The 23,936-nt window shown below is 68.5% G+C and carries 28 protein-coding genes, 3 tRNA genes and 2 pseudogenes; 20 read left to right on the top strand and 13 right to left on the bottom strand.

Going from position 1 to position 23,936, the window contains the following annotated elements; translation table 11 throughout:
- Positions 1-40: 40 nt before the first annotated feature.
- On the bottom strand, positions 41-346 hold the full coding sequence (locus tag B9S58_RS21020; RefSeq protein ID WP_103533655.1) for a hypothetical protein: 306 nt from the start codon (positions 344-346) through the stop codon (positions 41-43).
- A 182-nt stretch (positions 347-528) separates the two neighbouring features.
- Here B9S58_RS21020 and B9S58_RS21025 point away from each other — a divergent pair.
- The 5 genes from B9S58_RS21025 to B9S58_RS21045 all read left to right on the top strand — a co-directional run bounded on the left by B9S58_RS21025 (position 529) and on the right by B9S58_RS21045 (position 1,993).
- A tRNA-Asn gene (locus tag B9S58_RS21025) sits at positions 529-601 on the top strand.
- Positions 602-606: 5 nt separating this feature from the next.
- Positions 607-679, top strand: a tRNA-Asn gene (locus B9S58_RS21030).
- A 234-nt stretch (positions 680-913) separates the two neighbouring features.
- A tRNA-Ile gene (locus B9S58_RS21035) sits at positions 914-990 on the top strand.
- 365 nt (positions 991-1,355) lie between these two features.
- Entirely contained in the window at positions 1,356-1,589 is a 234-nt protein-coding gene (locus tag B9S58_RS21040; RefSeq protein ID WP_015577068.1) for a type II toxin-antitoxin system VapB family antitoxin, read from the top strand.
- Entirely contained in the window at positions 1,586-1,993 is a 408-nt protein-coding gene (locus tag B9S58_RS21045; RefSeq protein ID WP_103533656.1) for a PIN domain nuclease, read from the top strand. The genes B9S58_RS21040 and B9S58_RS21045 overlap by 4 nt, the downstream gene beginning before the upstream one ends.
- Before the next feature lie 463 nt (positions 1,994-2,456).
- Here B9S58_RS21045 and B9S58_RS21055 read toward each other — a convergent pair whose 3' ends face one another.
- Together B9S58_RS21055 and B9S58_RS39275 are read right to left on the bottom strand one after the other, a co-directional pair.
- The gene (locus B9S58_RS21055; RefSeq protein ID WP_258044797.1) at positions 2,457-3,524 is read right to left on the bottom strand and encodes a TerC family protein; all 1,068 of its coding nucleotides are present in this window, start codon (positions 3,522-3,524) and stop codon (positions 2,457-2,459) included.
- 350 nt (positions 3,525-3,874) lie between these two features.
- The gene (locus B9S58_RS39275; protein WP_258044798.1) at positions 3,875-4,078 is read right to left on the bottom strand and encodes a hypothetical protein; all 204 of its coding nucleotides are present in this window, start codon (positions 4,076-4,078) and stop codon (positions 3,875-3,877) included.
- A 146-nt stretch (positions 4,079-4,224) separates the two neighbouring features.
- On the opposite strand from B9S58_RS39275, the gene B9S58_RS21065 reads away from it, so the two are divergent.
- The 4 genes from B9S58_RS21065 (at position 4,225) to B9S58_RS40260 (ending at position 7,055) form a co-directional block, all read left to right on the top strand.
- Complete coding sequence (locus B9S58_RS21065; protein ID WP_037659827.1) at positions 4,225-4,569, top strand: helix-turn-helix domain-containing protein; 345 nt, start codon at positions 4,225-4,227, stop codon at positions 4,567-4,569.
- A gap of 481 nt (positions 4,570-5,050) precedes the next feature.
- Positions 5,051-5,311 carry a hypothetical protein gene (locus B9S58_RS21070; protein ID WP_103533658.1) on the top strand — a complete coding sequence of 87 codons (261 nt, stop codon included), beginning with the start codon at positions 5,051-5,053 and terminating at the stop codon, positions 5,309-5,311.
- A 186-nt stretch (positions 5,312-5,497) separates the two neighbouring features.
- Complete coding sequence (locus B9S58_RS21075; RefSeq protein ID WP_103533659.1) at positions 5,498-6,334, top strand: DUF4397 domain-containing protein; 837 nt, start codon at positions 5,498-5,500, stop codon at positions 6,332-6,334.
- A gap of 295 nt (positions 6,335-6,629) precedes the next feature.
- A complete protein-coding gene (locus tag B9S58_RS40260) occupies positions 6,630-7,055 on the top strand; it encodes a class F sortase (protein ID WP_374935701.1) in 426 nt (141 codons plus the stop codon).
- Positions 7,056-7,223: 168 nt separating this feature from the next.
- Here the strand turns inward: B9S58_RS40260 and B9S58_RS38070 are convergent, their stop codons facing one another.
- Positions 7,224-7,367 (bottom strand): hypothetical protein, encoded by a 144-nt coding sequence (locus B9S58_RS38070; protein WP_181009394.1) that lies wholly within the window; start codon positions 7,365-7,367, stop codon positions 7,224-7,226.
- A gap of 641 nt (positions 7,368-8,008) precedes the next feature.
- On the opposite strand from B9S58_RS38070, the gene heR reads away from it, so the two are divergent.
- Positions 8,009-8,788: a heliorhodopsin HeR gene (gene heR, locus B9S58_RS21090; RefSeq protein ID WP_258044799.1), complete on the top strand. Its 780-nt coding sequence runs from the start codon at positions 8,009-8,011 to the stop codon at positions 8,786-8,788.
- 213 nt (positions 8,789-9,001) lie between these two features.
- Here heR and B9S58_RS21095 read toward each other — a convergent pair.
- A pseudogene (locus B9S58_RS21095) lies at positions 9,002-9,563 on the bottom strand (IS5 family transposase); the annotation flags it as partial.
- 112 nt (positions 9,564-9,675) lie between these two features.
- Here B9S58_RS21095 and B9S58_RS39280 point away from each other — a divergent pair.
- Positions 9,676-10,037: pseudogene (locus tag B9S58_RS39280) on the top strand (PIN domain-containing protein); the annotation flags it as partial.
- Between the two features lie 710 nt (positions 10,038-10,747).
- Here the strand turns inward: B9S58_RS39280 and B9S58_RS21105 are convergent.
- Together B9S58_RS21105 and B9S58_RS21110 are read right to left on the bottom strand one after the other, a co-directional pair.
- The gene (locus tag B9S58_RS21105; RefSeq protein ID WP_103533663.1) at positions 10,748-11,977 is read right to left on the bottom strand and encodes an MFS transporter; all 1,230 of its coding nucleotides are present in this window, start codon (positions 11,975-11,977) and stop codon (positions 10,748-10,750) included.
- Positions 11,974-13,371, bottom strand: coding sequence for an FAD-dependent oxidoreductase (locus B9S58_RS21110; RefSeq protein ID WP_103533664.1), 1,398 nt, complete (start codon positions 13,369-13,371; stop codon positions 11,974-11,976). Before B9S58_RS21110 ends, B9S58_RS21105 begins: the two co-directional genes overlap by 4 nt.
- Positions 13,372-13,487: 116 nt before the next feature.
- On the opposite strand from B9S58_RS21110, the gene B9S58_RS21115 reads away from it, so the two are divergent.
- From B9S58_RS21115 to B9S58_RS38490, 4 genes are all read left to right on the top strand, one after another.
- Positions 13,488-14,561, top strand: a complete 1,074-nt coding sequence (locus tag B9S58_RS21115) for an NAD(P)/FAD-dependent oxidoreductase (RefSeq protein WP_103533665.1) — start codon at positions 13,488-13,490, stop codon at positions 14,559-14,561.
- A 132-nt stretch (positions 14,562-14,693) separates the two neighbouring features.
- Positions 14,694-15,050 carry a helix-turn-helix transcriptional regulator gene (locus B9S58_RS21120; RefSeq protein ID WP_103533666.1) on the top strand — a complete coding sequence of 119 codons (357 nt, stop codon included), beginning with the start codon at positions 14,694-14,696 and terminating at the stop codon, positions 15,048-15,050.
- A gap of 72 nt (positions 15,051-15,122) precedes the next feature.
- On the top strand, positions 15,123-15,464 hold the full coding sequence (locus tag B9S58_RS38485; protein WP_219818901.1) for a hypothetical protein: 342 nt from the start codon (positions 15,123-15,125) through the stop codon (positions 15,462-15,464).
- A gap of 3 nt (positions 15,465-15,467) precedes the next feature.
- Positions 15,468-15,857, top strand: coding sequence for a TIGR02391 family protein (locus B9S58_RS38490; RefSeq protein WP_219818902.1), 390 nt, complete (start codon positions 15,468-15,470; stop codon positions 15,855-15,857).
- 18 nt (positions 15,858-15,875) lie between these two features.
- On the opposite strand, the gene B9S58_RS21130 is transcribed toward B9S58_RS38490, so the two are convergent.
- From B9S58_RS21130 to B9S58_RS21140, 4 genes are read right to left on the bottom strand one after another with little or no spacing between them, the layout of a single operon-like run.
- On the bottom strand, positions 15,876-16,937 hold the full coding sequence (locus tag B9S58_RS21130; RefSeq protein WP_181009395.1) for an ArsO family NAD(P)H-dependent flavin-containing monooxygenase: 1,062 nt from the start codon (positions 16,935-16,937) through the stop codon (positions 15,876-15,878).
- Positions 16,934-17,074, bottom strand: a complete 141-nt coding sequence (locus B9S58_RS38075; protein ID WP_181009396.1) for a hypothetical protein — start codon at positions 17,072-17,074, stop codon at positions 16,934-16,936. The genes B9S58_RS21130 and B9S58_RS38075 overlap by 4 nt, the downstream gene beginning before the upstream one ends.
- A complete protein-coding gene (arsB, locus tag B9S58_RS21135) occupies positions 17,074-18,180 on the bottom strand; it encodes an ACR3 family arsenite efflux transporter (protein WP_103533667.1) in 1,107 nt (368 codons plus the stop codon). Before arsB ends, B9S58_RS38075 begins: the two co-directional genes overlap by 1 nt.
- A complete protein-coding gene (locus B9S58_RS21140; RefSeq protein WP_103533668.1) occupies positions 18,177-18,485 on the bottom strand; it encodes a helix-turn-helix transcriptional regulator in 309 nt (102 codons plus the stop codon). The genes arsB and B9S58_RS21140 overlap by 4 nt, the downstream gene beginning before the upstream one ends.
- A gap of 92 nt (positions 18,486-18,577) precedes the next feature.
- Here B9S58_RS21140 and B9S58_RS21145 point away from each other — a divergent pair, with 92 nt between their 5' ends.
- From B9S58_RS21145 to pstS, 3 genes are all read left to right on the top strand, one after another.
- Positions 18,578-18,991, top strand: a complete 414-nt coding sequence (locus B9S58_RS21145; protein WP_103533669.1) for an arsenate reductase ArsC — start codon at positions 18,578-18,580, stop codon at positions 18,989-18,991.
- Positions 18,988-19,977, top strand: a complete 990-nt coding sequence (trxB, locus tag B9S58_RS21150; protein ID WP_103533670.1) for a thioredoxin-disulfide reductase — start codon at positions 18,988-18,990, stop codon at positions 19,975-19,977. Before B9S58_RS21145 ends, trxB begins: the two co-directional genes overlap by 4 nt.
- Positions 19,978-20,236: 259 nt before the next feature.
- Positions 20,237-21,355 carry a phosphate ABC transporter substrate-binding protein PstS gene (pstS, locus tag B9S58_RS21155; protein WP_103533671.1) on the top strand — a complete coding sequence of 373 codons (1,119 nt, stop codon included), beginning with the start codon at positions 20,237-20,239 and terminating at the stop codon, positions 21,353-21,355.
- Between the two features lie 55 nt (positions 21,356-21,410).
- Here pstS and B9S58_RS21160 read toward each other — a convergent pair whose 3' ends face one another.
- Positions 21,411-21,782, bottom strand: a complete 372-nt coding sequence (locus tag B9S58_RS21160) for a helix-turn-helix transcriptional regulator (RefSeq protein WP_103533672.1) — start codon at positions 21,780-21,782, stop codon at positions 21,411-21,413.
- Positions 21,783-21,933: 151 nt separating this feature from the next.
- On the opposite strand from B9S58_RS21160, the gene B9S58_RS21165 reads away from it, so the two are divergent.
- Positions 21,934-22,605: a low molecular weight phosphatase family protein gene (locus B9S58_RS21165; protein WP_103533699.1), complete on the top strand. Its 672-nt coding sequence runs from the start codon at positions 21,934-21,936 to the stop codon at positions 22,603-22,605.
- Positions 22,606-22,809: 204 nt separating this feature from the next.
- Entirely contained in the window at positions 22,810-22,968 is a 159-nt protein-coding gene (locus B9S58_RS38080; protein WP_181009397.1) for a hypothetical protein, read from the top strand.
- 125 nt (positions 22,969-23,093) lie between these two features.
- On the opposite strand, the gene B9S58_RS21175 is transcribed toward B9S58_RS38080, so the two are convergent.
- Positions 23,094-23,888: a response regulator transcription factor gene (locus tag B9S58_RS21175; protein WP_258044800.1), complete on the bottom strand. Its 795-nt coding sequence runs from the start codon at positions 23,886-23,888 to the stop codon at positions 23,094-23,096.
- Positions 23,889-23,936 lie beyond the last annotated feature (48 nt).

Consider the following 23,936-nt stretch of genomic DNA (forward strand, 5'->3'; position numbering starts at 1 on the left):
TCCCGTAACCGCCGCCCTCGAAGCCCCGGGACCCCGTCGCTCAGGTGTTGGTGGTCCCCCAGTCGTCCTCGCCGCCGTTCTGGCTGCTGCGGTCCCGCAGCGACCGGACCCGCTCGGCGACGGAGGCGGGCACCTTGCCCCCGACCTTGTCGCTGACCGAGTGGTACGCCTTGCCCGCGATGTCCCGCCCGCTGTGCGCGGCACTCTCGGCGGCGTTGCGCACGGCGGGGTTCTCCGTGAACTGCCGGGCCGACTTCTTCAGCTGCTCGTAACGCTCGCGCCCGGCTCGCGTGCCGAGCACGTAACCGAGGGCCACTCCGGCGATGAACGTGAGCCGGTACCGCATGGCTGCCACCCTTCCTGCGCTTGGTGCGACGTGTGCAGCCCGCCTACCCGCGAGCACCCGAGATCACCCCGGGCGATACCGATTGGCGGAGCACCCCCCTGCTTGCGCTAATGTATGTGTCGCAGCGAACGCGCGCCGCCCGGCAGCCGCCAGGCAGGTACGATTTCGCAGCGACGCAGCAATCCCCTGTAGCTCAATTGGCAGAGCAGCCGGCTGTTAACCGGCAGGTTACTGGTTCGAGTCCAGTCGGGGGAGCGCGATCCCCTGTAGCTCAATTGGCAGAGCATTCGGCTGTTAACCGGAGGGTTACTGGTTCGAGTCCAGTCGGGGGAGCGGAACGGAAGAGGGCCCCTCGGGGTCCTCTTTCGTGTGCCCGGCCGATGTCTTCCCGGGGCGCCGGAGGGGCCCCGGGGTGACTCTTTCGGGTCTCCTTGATCTCCCCTGCAACCGGGCAGCACGCAGCGCCGTCCTCAAGATCAGGCGAAGTCGGCCATCCGAAGCGAGAGATCGTATGACCGGCTATGCTGCGGCAGACGGTGCGCACACTTGTACGCGCCACGCCGAAACGGGGCGGTAGCTCAGCCGGTTAGAGCAGCGGACTCATAATCCGTCGGCCGTGGGTTCGAGTCCCACCCGCCCCACCAGTTTTACCCTGCGGAAACGTTCTGACCTGCGGAAACGTGGTTCTGTGGCTGTTTTCCGTGCGGTACTCGCCGCACGCGGTGCGGTACTGGGCCGCTTTTTTGTGGCGGCGGAACCCGTCAGACTCTTCTGACCTGGCCTTTTGTGACGACCGCCGGAGAGAGCGTCGTTGATGGCTCCCACGGTTGCTGAGGCAGCGGCCTGTCTTCACCGCATCGACATCATCCACTCGGTAGGTGGCTCGTGGCCGCCGCCTCGCGGCCGGGTCGGATCCTCTCTGTCTCGTGCTCGATGATTTGCCGTCCGTGAATGTTGGTGATGTATCGTGGTTATGTACATCATGGACTCAAGGTGAGGGGCGGCTGTTATGTCTGTGACCCAGGTCGATCTCGATGATGAGGCGCTGGCTGAGGCGATGCGGCTCATGGGTGTCTCGACGAAGAAGGAGACGGTGAACGGGGCCCTACGGGACTATGTGGCGCGCATCAAGCGGCTGGAGGCTGCTGAGAAGCTGGCCGCGAGGGGTGAGCGGGGCGAGTTCGAGGCTGCGGCTGCGGCGCATGCAGCGGCCAAGCAGGCCCGGCGGGCAGCCTTCGAGTGATCACATACCTCCTCGACACGTCCGCCCTCTGGTACCTCTTCCGGACGCCGGGGGCATTGCGTTCCTGGGAGGGGCACATCGCTGCCGGTGTGTTCCATATCTGCGAGCCCACGAGGGTGGAGTTCCTCTTCTCGGCCACAAGCCCGGCTGATCGGGACGAGTTGGCCGAGGAGCTGGATGACCTCTGTCATCTCGCACCGGTTCCCAAGAGTGCGTGGCGCTGGGTCGACACCGCGCAGTACAAGCTCACCCAGCGGGGGCAGCACCGTGCCGCCGGAGCCATCGACCTCCTGGTGTGTGCGACGGCGGTCCATCACGGTCACACGGTGCTTCACGTGGACAACGACTTCGCCACGGTGGGGGCGGTCCTGAAGGAAGTGCAGCAACGAGACGTACGCGCCTGAACCTCCATCGAGTTCGAACAACGCTCGATCAACTCAGTTAGCCACCTTGCCCGGTGACGGTGACGAGTTCACTGACCGTGCGGGTGGTGAACTTGAGGTCATCTCCAAGGTCGTACAGCTGGGGTCGCCTTCGTCGGGCGCTGCGGAGAGCGCATGAGAACGGTCGGTCGGGTGCCCTGAATGAAGGCGCCGGTTGCCGGGGCGCGTCCGCGACGAACTGCCGGAAGTGGTAGTTGACGTCGTGGTGATCTATCGGGGCGGCCATGATCGCGGCGTTGCCGGGCCGCACGGGCAGGTCGACGCCGTACACCTCCTGCATGTCGGCTGGGAACCGGCGGCTGGGGCGGGGTCGAGGAACCAGCGGTTGTTGTGCCCGTCGGAACCTCGCGCGGCACGCCGGTCATCTGCAGTGCGATCGAGGAGCCGGGGGCGGGGTGGCCCACTGGGGCGCCTGGGGGCGTGGTCATGGCGAGTCTTTTCCGTGCGGGCTGCGGTCGGCATGAGGCTGGTGGTGTGTGAGGTCGTCGTCGGCGGGAGGCTCGTGGGCTCCGCTGGTGCTGCCTGTCTCAGTCCCGACCGGCTGTTCCCACCTGTCGTTGGGCTGGTTGCGGGTGGCGATCAGGGACCAGGCGATGGAGACGGTGATCGTGACGGCGATGACGCCGAGGGTGAGGGGGATGGGGAGCTTGCCGACGGGGGTCTCTGAGAGGATGAGTTTGACGCCGGCGAAGGCGAGGAGGACCGCGAGGCCGTAGTGGAGGTAGGCGAAGCGGCGCAGGAGTCCGGCGAGGCAGAAGTACAGGCTGCGCAGGCCCAAGACGGCGAAGGCGTTGGCGGTCCACACCAGGAAGGTGTTGGTGGTGATCGCCAGGACGGCGGCGACGGAGTCGACGGCGAAGATCAGGCCGGTGGCCTCGACGGCGACCAGGACCACGAACAGCAGCGTCGCGATGCGCTTGCCGTTGCGACGGATGAAGAAGCTGTCGCCGTGGAACTTCGGGTCGGTGGGGATGAGCTTCTTGACCAGGCGGACGACGGGGTTGCGGTCGGGGTGGACCTCCTCGTCCTTGGAGACGGCCATCTTCCAGCCCGTCCAGATCAGGAACGCGCCGAACAGGTAGGCGGTCCAGAAGAACACCTGGAGCAGTTCAGCGCCGACGAAGATGAACACCAGCCGGGCGGCCAGGGCGCCCAGCACGCCCCAGAACAGGACCTTGTGCTGGTAGGCGTCGGGGACGGCGAAGAAGGAGAAGACCAGCGCGAAGACGAAGACGTTGTCGATCGACAGGGCCTTTTCGATCAGGTAGCCGGCGTAGTAGGTGGAGGACACCTCCCCTCCCTGCCACGCCAGAAGGATCAGGCCGAAGCCGAGACCGACGGCGATCCAGATGCTGCTCCAGATCGCGGCCTCGCGGAAGCCGATGACGTGGTTGTCGCGGTGGGCGATCAGGTCGACGGCGAGCATCACGCAGATGCCGAGCGTGACGGCGGCCCACACCCACGGCGGGACCGGGAATGCGAGGTCGTTCATCGCGGAACGTTTCCTTTCCAGGGGCCGGACGGCACGTCGCCAGCGGGCGCCGAGGGCGACTGCAGGGGCCCCAGGCGGCGGGGGCGACCGCGTGGACGAACGGGCCACCGCGCAGCGCCGCAGCCTCGATCAGGGCGTGTGCGTCCAGCCCGTGCGGGCCGCGGCGGGCTGCCACCACATCCGGAGCCCGGTGACGGGTGGCCAGCGCCAGCAGCTCCTTCGCCGCCGCCAGCCGCGAGGCCCGCCCGGCAGGCAGGTGGAACGCCTCGGGGATGTAGCCCGTGGCGTTCGGGCCGATCCTGGGCATGACGCGGGCCAGGACCGCCCGTAGCGGCGCGGAGAAGGGGCCATCACCCTGCCGGTGGATACCCTGGGGGCATCACGGCGATCAGCAGTACCGGAACGCGGCGGGCCAGCGCAATCCGTGCGGCTGCCTCGGCTACCGCCAGATCGTCGATGCGGTCGGTCAGTACGGCCGCCATCGGTTGGACCAGTCCGGCTCGTGCGAGCCAGGGGGTGCGGTCCCGGCGGGGGCGGGAGAGCAGTGGGGTCATGGCGCTGCCTTCCTACATGCGGACGAATCCCCTCAAGCGTCACCCCGCCACCGGACATGCGTCAGTAGTTACGCGAAATGATTTTCGCTAATAAAGGTTCGCGTGAGGGGTCGGATATGCGAAGCGGGTTTCGTATGATGGAGTGCATGAGTAGCCCACAGTCACCCGGCGGCCAATGGACGTTCCTCACCAACCACGCGCGGGTGTTGCTCAGCATCGCCCGCGACCCGGAAGTGCGGTTGCGCGACGTCGCCACCGGAATCGGCATCACCGAACGGGCGGTGCAGATCATTGTCGCCGACCTGGAAGCCTCCGGCTACCTGACCCGGATCCGGGTCGGCCGCCGTAACCGCTACACCATCGACCCGACTGTCGCGCTGCGTCATCCTTCGGAGTCCGGCCACCCCGTCGGCGACCTCCTCGGCGCCTTTCTCCACCGCGAGGACACACCCGCCTCCGAGTCGGCCGGGCCGTCGGCAGCACATGCCTGAAGCGGCGGTCGGGTGGGCCGATCTTCAGGCACGTGCCCCTCGGCTGCGGGAGCGGGCGCGCCGCGGTGGATGTCCGTGCCCGGTGACAGCCGTCGCGGACCGCCAGGTGGTGACCATCCGCGTCCCAGTGGTCGGCCAACTCGGTTGTGTAGGGGTTGACTTCGTCACTCGAGATCGGTAGCTCGCATCCGCCTGGCCGCTCGCGGACGTTCACCCTTCTTGACGCCGGTCGCGCCTTGCACTGTCCCTACGAGTGCTGCTTGGAACTCGGCGCACCCCTCTCCCGCAGAAGCGCGCTTCGCCTGCTGTGCACCACCGGCGTCGCCGGAACCCGCCTGCGGAGAGAAGTGGCGGGAGTGTGATGGGTGTGGTGCGCTTGCCTGGTGGGTTCCCCCGCCGATGCGCCCCACAAGAGGCTTGCGGCTGAGGATTCCGGTACCCGCACCCCTTGTCTGCCGTCCTATACGCGAGGAGCGCGCGCATGCTTGTCAAAAGGCTGCACGACATCGGAATGACCAGCGAACACGCTTACACCGCCGGCTTCGCCTCGATCGCTCTGTCGGTCGCGTCCTGGGTGGTGTCGGTGAAGGCGGAGTCCCGTGGGGTCGAGCGGGCTGACCGGTGGGGCATCTTCGTCGGGGAGTGGGCCCCGACCTTCTTCGCCTTGGGGCTGGCCCTGGCCAACCACGAGCGCGACGAGATCTTTACCCCCACGAAGGTCGGCGATGACACAAGCGTCTGACCCTGTCGGGCTTCTGCACGTGCCCGGCATGCCGGCCCACAAGGCGTGGGGCCACCGAGCATGAGGACCCGGCGCGGCCGGACCGCGGCTTCTCGAAGCCAACACCACAGATCCCGCCAGGCGCGGTATCCGAGATCTACCGATAGGGCCTGCAGCGTGCAGCCCTGTGCGTGAATGGAGCGCAGAATGAGCAAATCCCGTACGAGCGTCATGATCGCCGCCTGTCTCGGAGCCGGGGCTCTGAGCCTTGGTTCTGCCGTTCCTGCCGGCGCGGCACAGGCCGAAGACACGGCGACGGTCTCCGTCTTTCACGCAGTTCCCGGTCTGACGGTAGACGTCTACGCGAACGGCGACGAACTCCTGCCGGACTTCAAGCCCGGCACTCTCACCGACCCTCAAGAGCTGCCGGCGGGCTCCTACGACCTGAAGGTCTTCAAGGCCGGTGCCGACCCCAAGACGGCAGAGCCCGCGATCCAGAAGACGGTCGAGGTACCCGCCGGAGCCAACGCCACGGTCGTGGCCCATCTTTCGGCCGACGGCAAGCCTCAGCTCAACGCCTTCGTCAACGACACCTCCGCTGTCGCAGCGGGTAAGTCGCGCCTGACGGTCCGGCACGTTGCCGCCGCTCCGGCCGTGGACGTCCGCGCCAACGGCACGGCGGTGTTCAAGGGACTGGAGAACCCGAAGGAGGACACCGCCGAGGTCGACGCAGGCACAGTCTCCGCCGACGTGGTCCTCGCCGGGACCGACACCGTCGCCATCGGCCCCGCTGATCTGAACCTCAAGGAAGGCACGAACAACGTCGTCTATGCCTGGGGCAGCGCCGACGAGAAGAACCTGGCCCTGAAGGTCCAGACGGTCAGTGGCACGCACTCGCCGCCCGATGGAGTCGACGCCGGCGGAAACGGTGCGATGGCCTCGGGTAACTCTTCCAACGCGTGGATGGCCTGGGCAGCGGGCGCAGGGGTGCTTACCCTGGCCGGGGCACTCTCCATAAGGTCCCGGGCACGGCGGGATGCCTGAGCGCCCACAACAGCGTGCGAAGTGGCGCACGGGAGTGGCAGGATCGGCCTGGTCTGCCGTCGCCGTCGGCTCGGCCGCGACAGCAGTCACCGCGTTGCTCCTGTTCCCCTCCGGTGATCCGGGACCGCCGGCCGGTTTCGGGCAAGTGCCCGAAACCGGCCGCGGTACGGGGACAGTTGCGACCCCTTCTGCCCGGGCGGCAACGCCGCCCGGGCAGAAGCCCGTTCCCTCCACAGGAGCCACCCACCGGAACAGCACCACCAAGGCCCAAGGCGCCCTACCGGTTCGCGTCGTCATCTCGAGAGCTGGCCTGTCCGCCCCCGTCGTTCCTGTCGGAGTGCGGGACGATGGCGGGGCCGAGGTGCCAGCCGACCCCGCCCAGGCGGGCTGGTACCGCTTCGGGCCGGCGCCGGGCGACGCTCACGGCTCGGCCGTCCTTGTCGGACACGTCGACTCACACACAGGAGAACTCGGCGAGCTCGCAGCACTCTATGACGTGCGCGCTGGCGACCGCGTCGATGTCCAGCGAGGAGACGGCACAACCCTCACGTATGAGATCGTCGCCCGACGTATCGTCAAGAAGGACCGGATGCCTGCCGATACCTTCCGGCGTGAGGGCGAACCCGTCCTCACCCTCATCACCTGCGCGCCCCCGTACGACGCCGACCGAGGCGGCTATCAGAGCAACCTCATCGTGACAGCCGTCCGCTCAGCGTCCTGAGCGGCTTCTGTCTCGCGCCCGCCCAGGGCCGTACAGCGAGACCCCTTCGCCCCGAGGAATCGCTGGACTTCCGACATCACAAACCAGCTCCGCTCGCCGACCGAGGGCAGCGGATCCACAACTCCCACCACTCGGCACAGGGTGCGAGGGCTCCGGGCAGGCTGACCGTCACTTCACCCGGTGCAGCGTCAGCATCCGGCTCGCGTACGCCCCTGGCGGGACCGCCGCCGGCGGCCCGTACGTGGCCAGTGCGGCGCCACTGCGTTCGGTCCCGGCCACCAGCACCCGGCTGTCGTCGTCGATGCCGTACACCGCCTCCGGATCGAGGCCGCCTAGGCCGTTTCGGTTGGATCACTGCTGCTGGCCGAGGTTGTCGTTGATGATGTCTGTGTGACACACCGCATCAGCGCTCTGATTTCGGCCTTCGGCGTCCTTGCCGGCACGATGCTGCTGATTCTTGCCGTTCGTGAGTACCGCTCCGGGGCATCGGCCCTCTGGATAGGGGCTGGAGTTGTGATCTTCCTCAGCGCTTCGTGCACGCTCGTGCGGGACGTACGTCAGCTCCGTGCTGGGCCGGCCGCCTGACGAACAGTGCCGTTCCGACCAGCCCCGCCGGTCGTTGTTCGTGTGTGCCGTTGGCTGACGCGCAGTGGGCGCGAATCGAGTCGTTACGGCAACTGGCGAGGCGTCTACAACCGGCTGCGGATGTGGGCCATCGACGGCATCAGCCGTGATCACTTCCTGCCGTTGCGCAACCGCAACCCGCAGCCACACGGTCCCGGGGGAGATCTCGGTGGGGAAGGGTCCACGGGCCGTCCGGAGACCAGCGGGGCGAACTTGCGGGCGCCACTCGGGCGACTTTCCGGCGGGGCGGTGGCGTGAATGCCGTGATTCCCGGCCGGACGGGTACGACCATGCTGACGTACAGCGGCGCCGGCCACTGGGGAGGAACTGTGAAGCGAGAGGACGGCACATCGGTGGCCACAGGTGTCACCGCCGAGCGCCTCGCAGGGCTCCGCAGGTGGAACCTGGGGCTCACGCTGCTGCACCTGCTCCAAGCCACGGCCATCGTCCTGCTCGCCGGAAGCTTCTCGATCACCGTTACCTCCTCCGTTCCCGGGCCACCGGGAACGGCAGCGCCCGCCCCGGAAGCATTGTTCGACGTGCCGATCGGCTGGGCCGTCGCCGCCTTCCTCACCCTCGCGGCAGTGGACCACCTGCTGACGGCGACGGTGTACCGCGGCATCTACGAACGCGACCTCAGCCGTGGCATCAACCGTTTCCGGTGGCTGGAGTACGCGCTGAGCGCGACCCTGATGGTGCTCCTCATCGGCTTCTACTCGGGCATTACCAGCATCAATGCCGTCATCGCCGTCGTCGGCGCCAACGTCGGGATGATTCTCTTCGGCTGGCTCGAGGAGGTGATGAACCCGCCGGGGCGGGCGAGGACCAGGATGCTGCCGTTCTGGTTCGGGGCGCTGGTCGGCGTCACGCCGTGGGTCTCGATCGCGTATAACATCGTCGCGGCCGAGGCCGTCCCTGGCTTCGTGTACGGAATCGTTCTCGTCCAGGCCGTCCTCTTCTTCAGCTTCGGTCTCAACCAGTGGCTCCAGTACCGCGGAGTCGGCCGGTGGTCCGTCTACGTATACGGTGAAAAGGCCTACCTGGTCCTCAGCCTCGTGGCGAAGTCACTCCTGGCGTGGCAGATCTTCACCGGCTCGCTGACTGACTGATCCTCTTTCAACCTGCGCTCGGACGGTGCAGCTGACGCATCGGCAGGCTGTGCGCCTGGGAGCCGAGTCAACAAGTCAGGGGTCGGATCACCACCTGACCCGGCGCAATGCCCTCCCTCCCGTGAGCGGCAGCTCTGTGCAAGGTGGATGCGCGAGAACGGGGGCACCGACGGAACTCTGTGACCACGACCGATCTAGGCCGTTTCGTTTGGACTACCGCCGAGACCAGAGGAAGATGCCCGCGATGTGGAGTCCGGCCAGGTAGATGGCCGCGGTCTTCTCGTAGCGGGTGGCGATGCCTCGCCACTGTTTCAAGCGGTTGATGCAGCGTTCGACGGTGTTGCGCTGCTTGTATGCCTCGCGGTCGAAGGCGGGTGGTCTGCCGCCCCGGCTGCCCCGCCGCAGCCGGTGGCCGCGCTGATCGGCCGGGACGGGGATCACCGCCCGGATACCACGCTTGCGCAGGTGCTCGCGAATCGCGCGGGAGGAGTACGCCTTATCGGCCAGGACCACGTCCGGCCTGGTGCGTGGCCGTCCTCGCCGACGAGGAACGCGAAGGCGGGCCATGACGTGAGCGAAGGCGGGTGCGTCACCGGCGGTGAGCACGAAGGCCAGTGGCCGGCATTGGGCATCGGAGGCCAGGTGGATCTTTGTGCTCAGTCCGCCGCGGGACCGGCCGATGGTGTGGTCTGGGGGTTCGCCTGTTGGAGCCCCCTTTTTTGCGGGCCCCGGCCGCGTGCTGGTGTGCGCGCACCACGGTGGAGTCCACCGAGACAGGGTCTGGACCGTTCCGGTCTTCGGGGACGACTCCGGTGAACCCGGCTACTCGTCCGGAACCACCTTCTCCAGTCGCGCCAAGACCCAGGCCTGGCGCTGGAACCTCGACCTTGTGTCCGTCGAAGCGGAACAAACTCACGGGGGCATTGCGTCCCTGGGAGGGACACATCGCCGCCGGTGTGTTCCATATCTGCGAGCCCACGAGGGCGGAGTTCCTCTACTCGGCCACAAGCCCTGCTCACCGGGACGAGTTGGCCGACGAATCGATGACCTCTGCCATCTCGCCCCGGTTCCCAAGAGTGCGTGGCGCTGGGTCGACACCGCGCAGTACAAGCTCACCCAGCGGGGGCAGCACCGTGCCGCCGGAGCCATCGACCTCCTGGTGTGTGCGACGGCGGTCCATCACGGTCACACGGTGCTTCACGTGGAGAACGACTTCGCCACGGTGGGGGCGGTCCTGAAGGAAGTGCAGGCAACAGGGCGGAAGGGCGTCCGGCCCGTTCGCGAACCCGGTCGACAGTGTGTCTCCACTTACGGGGGCGCGGGTTGCCGCCATCACCGAGGGCGGGAAGTTGCCGTCCAGGTTCAGCCGCTGGTGAGTTCAGGTGTTCCTCTCACGGTGGGAAGGTGCGCCTTCCGTGCCGACTAAGCCGCAGATGCGCTTGGCGGACCTCCGTCCGTTGCTCGCGCAGGGGCCGCCCATGAACCGGTGCGGTACGTACCGCACCGCCGTGCAGCTGACGGGGATCGAGCCGGACGCAGCGGGATCCAGCAGTATGTGAATGTCCGCCTCTGTGGCGTTTCCGCAGGTGAGAGGCGTCACGCTTTTGGGTTCGAGTCCCACCCGCCCCACCGAGCGTCCCCAGGCAGAATCGTTCTGACCTGGGGAAACGCGGATTTTGCGGCGGTATTCCGTGCGGTACTAGCCGCGCGCCGTGCGGTACTGACCCGCTGCCGCAGCGTGTCGGCGTACCTTGGATGCGTTTGACCTGGCCTTCTGCGGCAGCTTCCTGAGAGAGCGTCGTGGTGCGGTCCCACGGCCGTCGAGCGAGATGCTCCGCCCCGCTTGGCTTTATCGGGGATCCGCCCCTCCGCACGTGGCTCGTTCTCCGGTCGTCGGTCCTGCGGCGTCTTCTGGCCTGACGCGGCTGCGATCTCGGATCCCTCAGTGCGACGTCGCCATTACTGACGGGGAACAGGGCTTTCCGTAGCTGCCCGGAGCGCGGCTACGGAGGCAAGCACGGAGACAACTGCCAGTGCTCCGAACAGTTGCGGGTAGCCGCCCAGCGGTATCGCCAGTGCGGCACCGGCGAAGGGGGCGAGGGCGGAGGCAGTGGTGGTCGGCGCCGCGAGGAGCCCCGACAGACGGCCGTAGTTGGTTGTGCCCCATCGGTCGGTGATCGCGGTGGCCTGGAGCAGGGTGAGGTTGCCGCGGACCATCCCGGCGACGATCGAGAGAGCGATCAGGAGGGCGTACGGGCCGGGGGAGATCGCGAGTGCTGCGGTGGTGAGGCCGCCGAGTGCGATCAGTGTGGTCGTGCGCGCGGTGACTTCGGTGCGGCGGGCGATGGCCGCGTACAGGGTGCGTCCCAGGGTCTGCCCGGCGCCGCCCAGACCGAGTGCCCATGCTGCCTCGCTGGTGGAGTAGCCGCGTTCCAGCAGGAGAGGGACAAGGGCGACGACTGCGGCGGAGACGGTGAACGCGGAGAGCGTGAGTGCCACCGCGAGCATGCGGAAGGGACGGCTGCGAGCCGCCGTCTTCGCGGACTGGTCGGCGTGGGCCGTCGAGAGCGATGGTGCTGGGGGCCAGGGGGCTCTGAGTGCCAGCGCGTGGGCGGGAATAGTGACGGCGGCGAGGACGGCGGCGAGCACCGTGTAGGTCATGCGCCATGACAGATGGTCGGCCAGCGCTGCGGTGAGAGGTGCGAAGAAGGTCGACGCCAGTCCGCCCGCGAGCGTCACGATGGTCAGCGCGCGCACGTGGTCGGGGGCCCACCAGCGGGTGATGGCGGCGAACGCGGGCTGGTAGAAGGTGGCCGCCACGGCGAAGCCCGCCAGCACCCAACCGGTGAAGAACAGCGGCAGGTTCGGGGCGGCGGCGACGGTGAGGATGCTCAGCACGCCGAGGACGGAGCCGGCCGTCATGACGGTGCGGGGGCCGCGGTGGTCGATGATCCGGCCCACGCGGATTCCGGCGAACGCGGAGACGAGAAGAGCAAGGGAGAACGCGGCCGTGGTCGCCCCGGTCGACCAGCCGGTGTCCTCGGTGATCTGCGGGTTGAGGACGGGAAAGGCGTAGAAGACGATGCCCCAGCTGGTGATCTGTGTGGCGCACAGGGCTGGGAGTACGGCGCGGGGCCGCGACCGGTCCCCTGTTCCGGTCGCGGCCCTGCGGGCGTCGGTCTCGGTCACGCGCAGCAGCCACCGGCCGGCGTGGGCTCCTCGGCGGCCGCGGTGCCGGCGGGCGCGGCAGCACCGATCTGGACCACGGAAGGCTCAGGGGCGCAGCAGCCTCCGCCGTCCGTCTCTGCCGCGGCAGGGGTGTCGAAGAGTCCGGCGCCGCCGCAGACTCCGGTCTCGGGGAGGGTGAGTTCGACGCGGTCGGCGGACTCAATGTCACCCGCGAGAGCGGCGGTCACGGAGCGGACCTGCTCGTATCCGGTCATGGCGAGGAAGGTGGGGGCGCGGCCGTAGGACTTCATGCCGACGAGGTAGACGCCCTGCTCGGGGTGGGACAGCTCGCGATGTCCGTGCGGGTAGACGGTGCCGCATGAGTGCTGGTTCGGGTCGATGAGCGGGGCCAGTTCGGTGGGTGCCTGGAGGCGCTCGTCCAGGCCGAGGCGGAGCTCGGACAGGAAGGACAGGTCGGGGCGCAGGCCGGTCAGGACGATCACTTCGTCCACCGGGTCGAGGCGGCGCCCGTCCTCAGCCACCAGGGTCAGGCGCTCGTCGTCACCGCGTTCGATGACTTCCGTACGGAAGCCGGTGACGGCGTCGGCGTGCCCGGCGTCGACGGCGGCCTTCGCCGCCAGGCCCAGGGCGCCGCGGGCGGGGAGCTGGTCGGCGGTGCCGCCGCCGAAGGTGGAGCCGCTGATTCCACGGCGCAGGATCCAGACGGAGTGGGTGCCGGGCTCGTCCTTGGCGACGTTGGCGAGCGAGGCGAGCGCGGTGAATGCGGAGGCGCCGGAGCCGATGACGGCGGTGCGCTTGCCGGCGTACCGGGCGCGCATGGCGGGGTCCTTGAGGTCGGGGATGCGGTAGGAGATGCGGACCGAGGCGGCGTGCTCACCGAGGGCGGGAAGTCCGTCGGCGCCGATGGGGCTGGGCGTGGACCAGGTGCCGGAGGCGTCGATCACTGCCCGAGCGAGGATGCGCGCCTCTGTGCCGTCCGCGCTCCTGGTGCGGACGGTGAAGGGCTGCTGCTCACGGTCCGCGTCGACGATGCGGTCGCGGCCGAGGCGGGAGACACCGGTGACGGTCGTGCCGTAGCGGACCCTGTCACCGAGGACGTCGGCGAGCGGCTGGAGGTACTTCTCCGCCCAGTCCGCGCCGGAGGGGTAGGTGCCGCCGTCGGGCGTGGTCCAGCCGGTCGGGGACAGGAGCTTCTCGGCGGCCGGGTCCACGAGCTCGGACCACGTCGAGAACAGTCGTACGTGCCCCCACTCGCGTACCGCGGTGCCCGCTGCGGGACCGGCCTCCAGGACCAGGGTTTCCATGCCGCGTTCGGTGAGGTGGGCGGCGGCAGCCAGGCCGGCGGGGCCTGCTCCGATCACCACGGCGGGCAGGGCGGTGGCGGGCGCGTTCACGGTGACTCCCCAGGTTGTTTCGACGGCTGTCGATGGCTTGCGCAGCCAGGATGACACCTGTATTGATAGTCGTCAACTTAGGCATTCGTCGAAACTGAAGTGGGTGTGAGAGGGCGATGGAGCAGCTCGATGTTGTGGTGATCGGTGGTGGCCAGTCCGGCCTTGCCGCCGCCGAAGCTCTGGTGCGGGAGAGCCTTCGGCCCGTGGTCCTGGAAGCTTCCGATCATGCGGAGGGCTCGTGGCCGCGGTACTACGACAGCCTCACGCTGTTTTCCCCTGCCCGGTTCAGCGCCCTGCCCGGTCTAGCGTTGGGCGGGGACGGGGACCGCTACCCCCATCGGGACGAGGTGGTTGATTACCTCCGCCGTTACGCGGACCGCCTGGGGGCCGAGGTCCGCACGCGCACCCGCGTCGTCAGCGTCGAGGGAGACGGAGGCGGGTTCAGGGTGACCACCGCTGACGGTCGGTGTATAGGTGCGGCCGGAATCGTCGCAGCGACGGGGGCCTTCGGGAATCCATTCCTGCCGGTCCTGCCCGGCCAGGACGGCTTTGCCGGTGAGGTGGTGCATGCCGCCGATTACCGCAGCCCCGAGCCGTACACGGACAAGCGGGTCGTTGTCGTGGGCGGCGGCAACACAGCTGTCCAGATCGGCTACGAACTCGCGAAAGTCGCCCAAGTGACGCTCGCCAGTCGCAACCCCGTGCAGTTCCTCGCGCAGATACGCGAGGGCCGGGACGTGCACCACTGGTTGACGTCCACCGGGTTCGACCAGCTGCCGCCGGCCTGGCTGATCCACTACGTCGGCGGCGCCCTCGTCCTGGACGGCGGTCGCTACCGGAAGGCGCTGGAGGGCGGGCATCTGGCCCGGCGCGCGATGTTGACAGCGCTTGAGGGTGAAGCGGTTGTGTGGGCCGACGGCACCCGCGAGAAGGTCGACACCGTGCTGCTGGCCACCGGATACCGGCCCAGCCTGAACTATCTCAGGGCCCTCGGCGCCCTGGACGCCGACGGCATGCCGCTGCACAGCGGTGGACTGTCCTTGACCCATCCCGGCCTGGTCTACCTGGGCCTGGAACTCCAGCGGTCCTTCGCCTCCAACACCCTGCGTGGCGTGGGTCGCGACGCCGAATACGTCATTCCGCCCTTGGCTGCCCATATCCGCAAGGCGCCGGTCGTCGCCGGTCTCTGAGCGATCGGTGCGCCGGGATGCGGGCGGGGTGGGCGGCGAGGCGGCTCCTGCTCCGCCCGCCTTCGGGCCATCTGTAGGGGCGTGGACTGTTAGCCTTTCGCCCGTTGATTCGATGTGTGTCAACATAGGTGTATGTCGAAAAGCAGGTCGTTGCCCGTGCTGGAGCCGGACGTCGTGCCGTGCTGCCCGCCGCTGACCGAACGGCCGTTGAGTGCGGAGGAAGCCGAGCGGACGGCGAAGATGTTCAAGGCGCTCGGTGACCCTGTCCGCCTGCGTCTTTTCTCGGCTGTCGCCTCGCACGAGGGCGGAGAGGCGTGCGTCTGCGACATCTCTGACGTGGGCGTATCTCAGCCGACTGTCTCCCATCATCTGAAGAAACTGCGGGAGGCGGGCCTGCTCACCTCCGAGCGGCGCGGGACGTGGGTCTACTACCGCGTGGAGCCCTCCGTGCTTGCGGCCATGGGCCAGCTGCTGTCTGCTGCGGCCTGACACCCCCGCAGTCGTCACTGTTGCTGGGAAAAGCACCTGGGCGATGTCAGTGGCTGCGGGGATGATGCTCTGATGAGCATCGATATCGCATGGGCTCGCGCCGAGCTGTCCAGCTTTCTGGAGCTGACCGAGCTGCGCTCACCCCCTGGCCTTCTTTCGGCCAGCAGCCGCATGTCCAACCGCGGCGGGGAGCGCGAGATCGTGGCCAGCGCCCAGGTTGTGGAGCAGATCCTGGACCGGGTCCTTCCTCGATGGCGCACGGAGGTCTCCGACGACCGCAACAAGTCCGTCAACCGCTGGTGCCAGCACCGCGAAGCGGTCCAGCGTGCCGACGCCGTCCTGCTGCGGGACGCGGAGGTGCGCGAGCGGCTCGGGGACGACGCGCCCCAGCTCAGCGCGGCGGCCATGCACTAGTGGGTGTGGGACGGGGCCAAGTCCCTGTGGCGCAGCGGGCACTTCCGTGAGGCGGTCACCGCCGCAGCCCGGAAGGTCAACGCGGAGACCCAGAACAAGGTCGCCCGACGCGACGTGAGCGAGACCGCTCTGTTCCAGAGCGTGTTCTCCAAGGACGCCGCGAAGCCCGGTCAGCCTCGCCTTCGTCTGATGGCGGACGACAACAGCGACACCTTCCGCAGTGTGCACCGGGGCGCGATGTCCTTCGCCGAGGGCTGTTTCGCGGGCATCCGGAACCCCAACAGCCACGAGGACGGGCTGCCGGAGCTGCCGGAGCACGAAGCCCTGGAACAACTCGCGGCCTTCAGAGTCTTGGCGCGCTGGGTGGAGAGCGCGGCCCTCGACGCACCTTGAGCCCGGCTGGGGGGGGCGTCAGCGCAGCAGAGCGGCGATCTCGCGGACGGCGTCCCGGGCGGGGCGGCCGACGCCGATCAGCGTGGCTGAGGCGGGTCCCGTCCAGTCGCCGTAGCCGAGGAGGTGCAGGCGGGGTTCCTCGACCGCCCGGGTGCCGTGGGTGGGGATGTGGCCGTGCTCGCCGCGCAGGCCCAGCGGGGCGAGATGAGAGAGGGCGGGGCGAAAGCCGGTGCACCAGATGACCGCCGCGGCTTCCGCTCCGGTTCCGTCCGCCCACTCCGCACCGTTCTCGGTGAGGCGGGCGAACATCGGCCGGGCCTTGAGAAGGCCGGCATCCCGTGCGGCGCGGACCGGTGCGACGGCGACGATGTCGCCGAGGGAGGCGACGCCTCCCGTGTCGGGGTTCCCTGAGTCCAACGCTCTGCGGCGGGCGGTCGCAGCGCCGAAGAGGGCCCGGCCGTCGATGTCGTCGGCCAGGAAACGTGCGGGCCGTTGGGTGACCCAGGTCAGGTCGGTATGCGGCGCGAGGTCGGCAGCGATCTGCGCTCCGGAGTTGCCGCCGCCGACCACGATGACCCGTCGGCCCGAGAACTGGGCAGGGTTGCGGTACTGCACGGTGTGCAGCTGACGGCCGGTGAAGGTCTCCCGGCCGGGTACGGCAGGGAGAAAGGGCCGCCACCATGTCCCGGTCGCCGAGACGACCGCACGGGCGGACCAGGCACCTGCGTCGGTCTCCACCCGCAGCCGCTCACCGTCACGACGGACCGCCTCTACCCGGACCGGTCGCTGGACCGGCAGGGCGTAGCGCTCCTCGTACGCGGTCAGGTACCGCACGACGTGGTGCGCGTCCGGGTACTCCGCCCCGTCCTGGGCGGGCATCAGCCAACCCGGAAGAGACGAGTAGGCGGCCGGTGAGAACAGGTGGAGCGAGTCCCATGCGTGCTGCCACGCGCCGCCCGGTGCGGGCCGGGCGTCGAGGATGACGAAGCCGAGGTTCTGGCGACGCAAGTAGTAGCCGGTGGCGAGGCCCGCTTGGCCGCCACCGATCACCACCACATCCACATCCACCACGCGTGTCACCAGGCCATCTCCGTAGCGGAGTCGGGCGCCTCGGCTCCCGCCCCGACCCTGCGCACCACCGCTTCCGCCGTCGGGCGGACGGCGAGGCGGGCCGAGGCGCGGAGGGTGGGATGCGGGCGGGAGCCGAGATGGTACATCAGTGCTGCTTGGTGCTGGTGGCGATCGCGGACGGGGCGAACTTCTTGCGCCAGGCCAGGGCCACGTACACCAGGGCGATCAGGACCGGGACCTCGATGAGCGGGCCGACGACGCCGGAGAGGGCCTGGCCGGAGGCGACGCCAAAGGTGGCGATGGCCACGGCGATGGCTAGCTCGAAGTTGTTCCCGGCGGCGGTGAACGCCAGCGTTGTGGTGCGGTCGTAGGCCAGGCCGATGGCCTTGCCGATCAGGAAGCTGCCGAAGAACATGATCGCGAAGTACACGAGGAGCGGCAGCGCGATGCGGACGACGTCCAGCGGCTGCGAAGTGATCGTCTTCCCCTGGAGGGCGAAGAGGATGATGATCGTGAAGAGCAGGCCGTAGAGGGCCCAGGGGCCGATCTTCGGCAGGAACTTCGCCTCGTAGGACTCGCGGCCCATCTTCTTCTCGCCGATGCGGCGGGTGAGGAAGCCAGCGAGCAGGGGCACGCCCAAGAAGATGACGACGTTGAGGGCGATCTTCCACATGGAGATGTCGAGCGTCTCTCCTTCGCCGAGACCGAGCCATCCGGGCAGCAGGTCGAGGTAGAGCCACCCGAGCAGGCCGAACGCGATGACCTGGAATACGGAGTTGAGGGCCACCAGGACGGCTGCGGCTTCGCGGTCGCCGCAGGCAAGGTCGTTCCAGATGATGACCATGGCGATGCAGCGGGCGAGCCCGACGATGATCAGGCCGGTGCGGTATTCCGGCAGGTCCGGCAGGAAGATCCAGGCCAGGGCGAACATGACGGCCGGGCCGATGATCCAGTTGATGACCAGCGAGGAGACCATCAGCTTGCGGTCCCTGGTGACGACGTCGAGCTTGTCGTAGCGGACCTTGGCCAGGACCGGGTACATCATGATCAGCAGGCCCACGGCGATAGGCAGCGAGATGCCGCCGACTTCCACCTTCGCCAAAGCGTCGTTCAGGCCCGGGATCAGCCGGCCGAGGCCGAGGCCGAGGGCCATAGCCAGGAGGATCCAGACGGCGAGGAAGCGGTCCAGGGTGGACAGCTTCTGCACGACCGAGGATTCCTCGGCCATCGCGGGTGCTTGCGTGGGGGTCACGGACAGGCCCTCTTGTTCTCGGCTGCGGTACGGGCGGACTCGGCCAGGTCGGCGAACTGGCCGGCGAGCTGGGCGATGACGTCCGGGCGGAGCTTGTAGTACGTGAAGCGGCCGCACGGTTCGGTCTCCACGACCCCGGCCTCGCGCAGGACCTTCAGGTGGTTGGAGAGGTTGGTCTGCTTCGCACCGGTCTCCTCCACCAGGTGGCTGGTGCACAGCGTCTCGCGGGCGAGCAGGGTCACGATCCGGAGCCGGAGCGGATCGCCCAGCACCCGGATCAGTTCAGTGTCGACTGACGTCATCATGGGCTGATACTCTCACATCAGTGGCTGCTGATGCCACCGGGTGCTGATGTCATGTGTGCCTGATTCGACTGTGTGACGAGAGAGACCTCCTGATGTCCGAGAAGCCCTCTGTTCTGTTCGTCTGTGTCCACAACGCCGGCCGGTCCCAGATGGCCGCCGCCTGGCTCACCCACCTCGCCGGGGACCGCGTCGAGGTCCGCTCCGCCGGGTCCAATCCGGGTGACGCGGTGAACCCGGCCGCCGTCGAGGCGATGGCCGAGGTCGGCATCGACATCTCCGCCGAGCAGCCGAAGATCCTCACGGTCGACGCGGTCAAGGAGTCGGACGTCTGCATCACCATGGGCTGCGGCGACACCTGCCCCGTCTTCCCCGGCAAGCGCTACCTCGACTGGAAGCTGGAGGACCCGGCCGGCCAGGGCGTGGCGGCGGTGCGTCCGATCCGCGACGAGATCAAGGTCATGGTCGAGGGCCTGATCGAGGAGATCGCGCCGGAGACGGCCAAGTGAGCGCCGGCACGGACGTCCGGAACGTCATCGTCATCGGCTCCGGCCCCGCCGGGTACACCGCCGCCCTCTACGCGGCGCGCGCCGACCTCAAGCCGCTGGTCTTCGAAGGCTCGGTGACCGCGGGCGGCGCGCTCATGAACACCACGGAGGTCGAGAACTTCCCCGGCTTCCCCGAGGGCGTCGTCGGCCCGGACCTCATGGACAACATGCGGGCCCAGGCGACACGGTTCGGCGCCGAGCTGATCGCGGACGACATCGTCGCCGTCGACCTCACGGGCGACATCAAGACGGTCACCGACAGCAGCGGAGCGGTCCACCGGGCCCGCGCCGTGATCGTGACCACCGGGTCGCAGCACCGCAAGCTGAACCTTCAGCGCGAGGACGAACTGTCGGGCCGCGGGGTCTCCTACTGCGCGACCTGCGACGGGTTCTTCTTCCGCGACCGCGACATCGTGGTCGTCGGCGGCGGCGACACCGCGATGGAGGAGGCCACCTTCCTCACCCGGTTTGCCCGCTCCGTCACGGTCGTCCACCGCCGGAGCGCGCTGCGGGCCTCCCAGGTCATGCAGAGCCGCGCGTTCGCCGACGACAAGATCTCCTTCGCCTTCGACAGTGAGATCGCCGAGATCAAGGAGGAGAACGGCGCACTGTCCGGCCTCGTCCTGCGCGACACGTTCAGCGGACGGACACGCGACCTCGATGCCACCGGCCTGTTCATCGCGATCGGCCACGACCCCCGCACGGAACTCTTCACCGGTCAGCTGGACCTGGACGACGAGGGATACCTGAAGGTCGAGGCCCCCTCGACCCGCACGAACATCCCCGGTGTGTTCGGTGCGGGAGACGTGGTCGACCACACCTACCGCCAGGCGATCACCGCCGCGGGCTCCGGCTGCGCAGCAGCCCTGGACGCCGAGCGCTACCTCGCGGCCCTCACCGACGCCAAAGCGGTCGCGGAGCCCGAAATGACGCCGGCGGCCGTCTGAGCCTCTCGGCGGAACGAGCCCGACCGCGATCCTCGGGGGGAGTCTCCCGCGCGGTGATGAAGCGCGCGATGCTGACCTCATGCTGCGTCCTGCCGAGTCGAGGCGCCGGGCGGGGCCTTCCTCGCGGCGCGTGCATGTCACGCGCAGGCCATCCATCCAGTCGCGTTCCGTCAGCTGATGTTCTCCGCTGCGTTGCCTCCACGGCGTTTACATCGGCAAGCATCTATCCAGCTGGCTGGCCATCTGGAAGGAAACACTGGTGCATCATCGACGGTCGAACAGACACCTTCCGCTGAAAAGCGCCGCGGCCATAGCAGCCGGCACCTTGCTCCTTTCGGCCTGCGGAAGGGGCGGCGGAGGTGAAGCCGCCCCTTCCCCCTCACGGCCGAGCCACATCACCTGCGCCGAGGAGGGCAAGGTGGCCGGCTCGGGGTCGACCGCCCAGCAGAACGCGATGAAGCATTGGCTCCAGGGGTACCAGAGAGCTTGCCCTGGGGTGCAGCTGCGCTACAGCCCCATCGGTTCCGGCGGAGGGGTGGCCCAGTTCCTGCGCGGAGCCACGCATTTCGGCGGCAGCGACACCCCACTGTCGGAAGACGATGTCGAGTTCTCCCGCCGCACGTGCCCCGGGAGCAGGGCGATCGACCTGCCGATGGTCGGCGGCCCCGTCGCCATCGGCTACAACGTCGACGGCCTGGACAACCTCGTCCTCGACGCATCGACGCTCGCTCGGATCTTCGACTCACGGATCACGATGTGGAACGACCCCGAGATCCAGCGCCTCAACCCCGGCGCACGGCTGCCCGAGACCGAGATCAGCGCCGTACACCGCTCCGACAACTCGGGCACCACACAGAACTTCAACGCCTACCTGGCGGACGCGGCACCGGAGGAGTGGCCGTACGAGAAGGTGAAGGCATGGCAGGCCAGGGGCGGCCATGCAGCGCCCGGTTCCGACGGGGTCGTCTCGACGGTGAGCAGCCAGAACGGCTCGATCGGCTACTTCGAGCTGTCCTTCGCCAAGGCCAAGGACGTACCCACCGTGAAGCTGGACACGGGCGCCCCCGACCCGGTCGCGGTCTCCGCGCAGAGCGCGTCAGCCGGCATTGCGGCCGCCAGGGTCGCCGGTAGCGGCCAGGACTTGACGCTGGAGTTCGACTACCGCACCAGGGCCCCCGGCGCGTACCCGATCGTGCTGGTCACCTACGAAATCGTCTGCGCCGACGGCACCCCGGCCGACGTGCTGCCCGCGCTGAAGTCCTTCCTGACCTACACCGCGAGTGAGGAGGTTCAGGCGGGGTTGGCACGCATCCACTACGCCCCGCTGCCGGAGAAGGTGGCCTCGCGGGTGCGGCACGTGGTGAGCGCGCTGTCCTGATGCGCGGCGAGCCGCAAGGAGGCCGACGCTGCGACGCGGCCGGGGCGGGTGGCTGTCAGTCGGTCGTCGGCTCCAGGATGTCCCGGATCCGACGAAGCCCTTCGGGGTCGACGGAGAACCAGGCCCACGTTCCGCGCCGCTCCCGCGTGAGGATCCCGGCGTCCGTCATGACCTTCAGATGGTGGCTCACCGTGGGCTGGCGCAGACCGAGGCAGTCGGTCAGGTCGCACACGCACGCCTCGCGGGCGGGAGAGCGTTCGATCAGGCGCAGTATCTGCAGCCGCGTGGGGTCGGCGATGGCCTTGAGGGCCCCGGCCATGCGCTCGGCCTCTTCGCGGTCGATGAGCAGGCAGGACAGCTGTGACACGCATGTGGCCGGTTCATCGTCCACGACCGTCTTCGTCGCCTCGTAGGCAGTGATGGACATCTATTCACCATATGGGCCCGAAGGCCGCCCCCAGGGCACCTGTGACGGTTGCCACTTTGAATTCACTTATCGTTCACTCTCGTCCGCATCGATCCACTTAGATATAGATGGATACCTATAGTTGGAGGTCGGCTTCGGAAGGGGCGCAATCATGGATGAGCAGCCGCCACTCGGCCGGGCCACCCCGCCCCTGCGGAGCGCCAGCGCGGTACTCGCGCGGATCACCGCCCGGCTCACCGTGCGTCACCGCCACGCCTTCTCGCAGACCACCGTTGCGCAGTACGTGGACGAGTGCGCCACCCTCCTCGCCGACCGGGCTCGTGCCGTCCAACATCTTCCGGTCCTCGTGGAGCGGTTCGCCGACGAGCGACTGCGCGGCCTCGCCCGCGCCCAGGGGCTGTCCGGTGAATCCCCGCCTGCGGTGCTCTTCGTCTGCACGGAGAACGCCGGGCGCTCTCAGCTGGCCAGCGCGCTGCTGCGTAGGCGTGCGCTCGGTGCGGTCATGGTCATGACGGCGGGATCGGGGCCTGCGGCCGACATCTCGCCCGTCGTGGTCCGGCTGCTGACGGAGCAGGGACTCGATACCGGGGAGGATTTTCCCAAGCCGCTCACCACCGAGGTCGTCGACTCGGCGGACCTGGTGATCACCCTCGGCTGCGCCGACGCCTGCCCCGTGCGTCCTGGCCGCCGCTATCTCAACTGGGATCTGCCAGACCTCAGTGGCCTTGACATCGAAAGTGCACGCGCCGTGCGGGACAGTCTGCACATGCGCATCGACCGCCTCTTGGCAGAGCTGACCGAGTCGTCCCCGTCCTCTGTGTGACCCGCCGAGATTTAGGGCTGGTCAGGCACCGGTGCTCCGCCAGGGCGCGGGAGCGTGCTCAGCTCAGCGGTTGTCGTTCGGCCGAATTCCCCGAGCAGAAAGCCGCTTTGGCCCTCGGAGGATGTGAACCGGCCGGCGGGGCACCGCCAAGCAGCCCGCCGGCCGGTGTACGGGACGATGCGCCCCCGCTACGGGTGCCCATCGGTGAGACAGAGGGAGATCAACGTCCGGGCTTCCGCGAGGGTGCGGGCGGCGATGATCTCCCTCATGGTCTGCGAGTCGGTGGTGAACGTCCGCGAGGTCGACTGGCCGGTGGCCTGGAACCGGACACGAACCTTCGCCGACCACCACCGCTTTCGGTGAAAGAGCGTGCCAATCGTAGGAATGTGATGCTGCCCGTGCACCGCGCCGCAGCGGGGATAGTGCACTGCCCAGGGAGGCAGGTCGATGTACGAGTCGTCCTCCTGCCTCTCGGTCATCACGGCTGCCTATGCCCTGGCAGCCGGCCGGGAGGAGGAGAGCGGTGGCCGCACGGAATCGGATGGCCTGCACTCCAGGCGGTAGCCCATGCCGCGGATCGCGCCGATGGTGCAGCAGCTTCCCGCGCCTTCCCGCAGGCGCTGCCGTACGCGGCGGACGTGCACGGTGAGGGTGTTGCTGTCCAGGCTCTTCGTGCCCCACAGGACCTGGGTCAGCTCCGGTCGGGAGACGAGCCGGTTGACGTTCTCCATGAGGTATCGCAGCAACATGAATTCACGTACCGGCAACTGGAGCGAGCGTCCTCGTACGTAGACGTGAAACCCGACGGGATCAAGCTCGATGTCACCGACGACCAGCGTTGCGGCCGCCTTGTCGTCCGGTGTGAGTCCCGCTGTGAGGAGGGGGAGGATTTCCTCGATCCGGTAGGGCCGCGCCACGAAGGCGACGGCACCCGCGGCGAGGGCGGCGGTTGCCTCCTGGGTCCCGTCCGGTCCGGCGCCGACGATGACGGGCACGGGGCTGAGGCGGTTGATCAGGCGGGTGACGTCTGCGGCGTTCACCACCGGCAGCGGTGCGCCGAGCAGTACGGCGCCGGGGTGCTGTGCTCCGACCTGGAGCAGGGCCTCGGCGCCGTCGTGGCAGGCGATCACGCTCACGCCTGCGGCCGAGAAGCGAGCCATGGCCTGCTTTGCCAGCTCCTCGTCGGGCTCGGCCATCAGCAGGGCCGGGGTCTTGCTGTCGTCCGGGCCGTCCGGAGACACGCGTGCGGCGGTCTCCGGTGGTCGTCGTGCGTCGGGGGTCACCCGGGTACTCCTTTACGTGGCGGCGCAAAGAGCAGCATTGGCTTCGGG

It is taken from the genome of Streptomyces sp. SM11 (genome assembly GCF_002910905.1).
Taxonomy (GTDB): domain Bacteria; phylum Actinomycetota; class Actinomycetes; order Streptomycetales; family Streptomycetaceae; genus Streptomyces.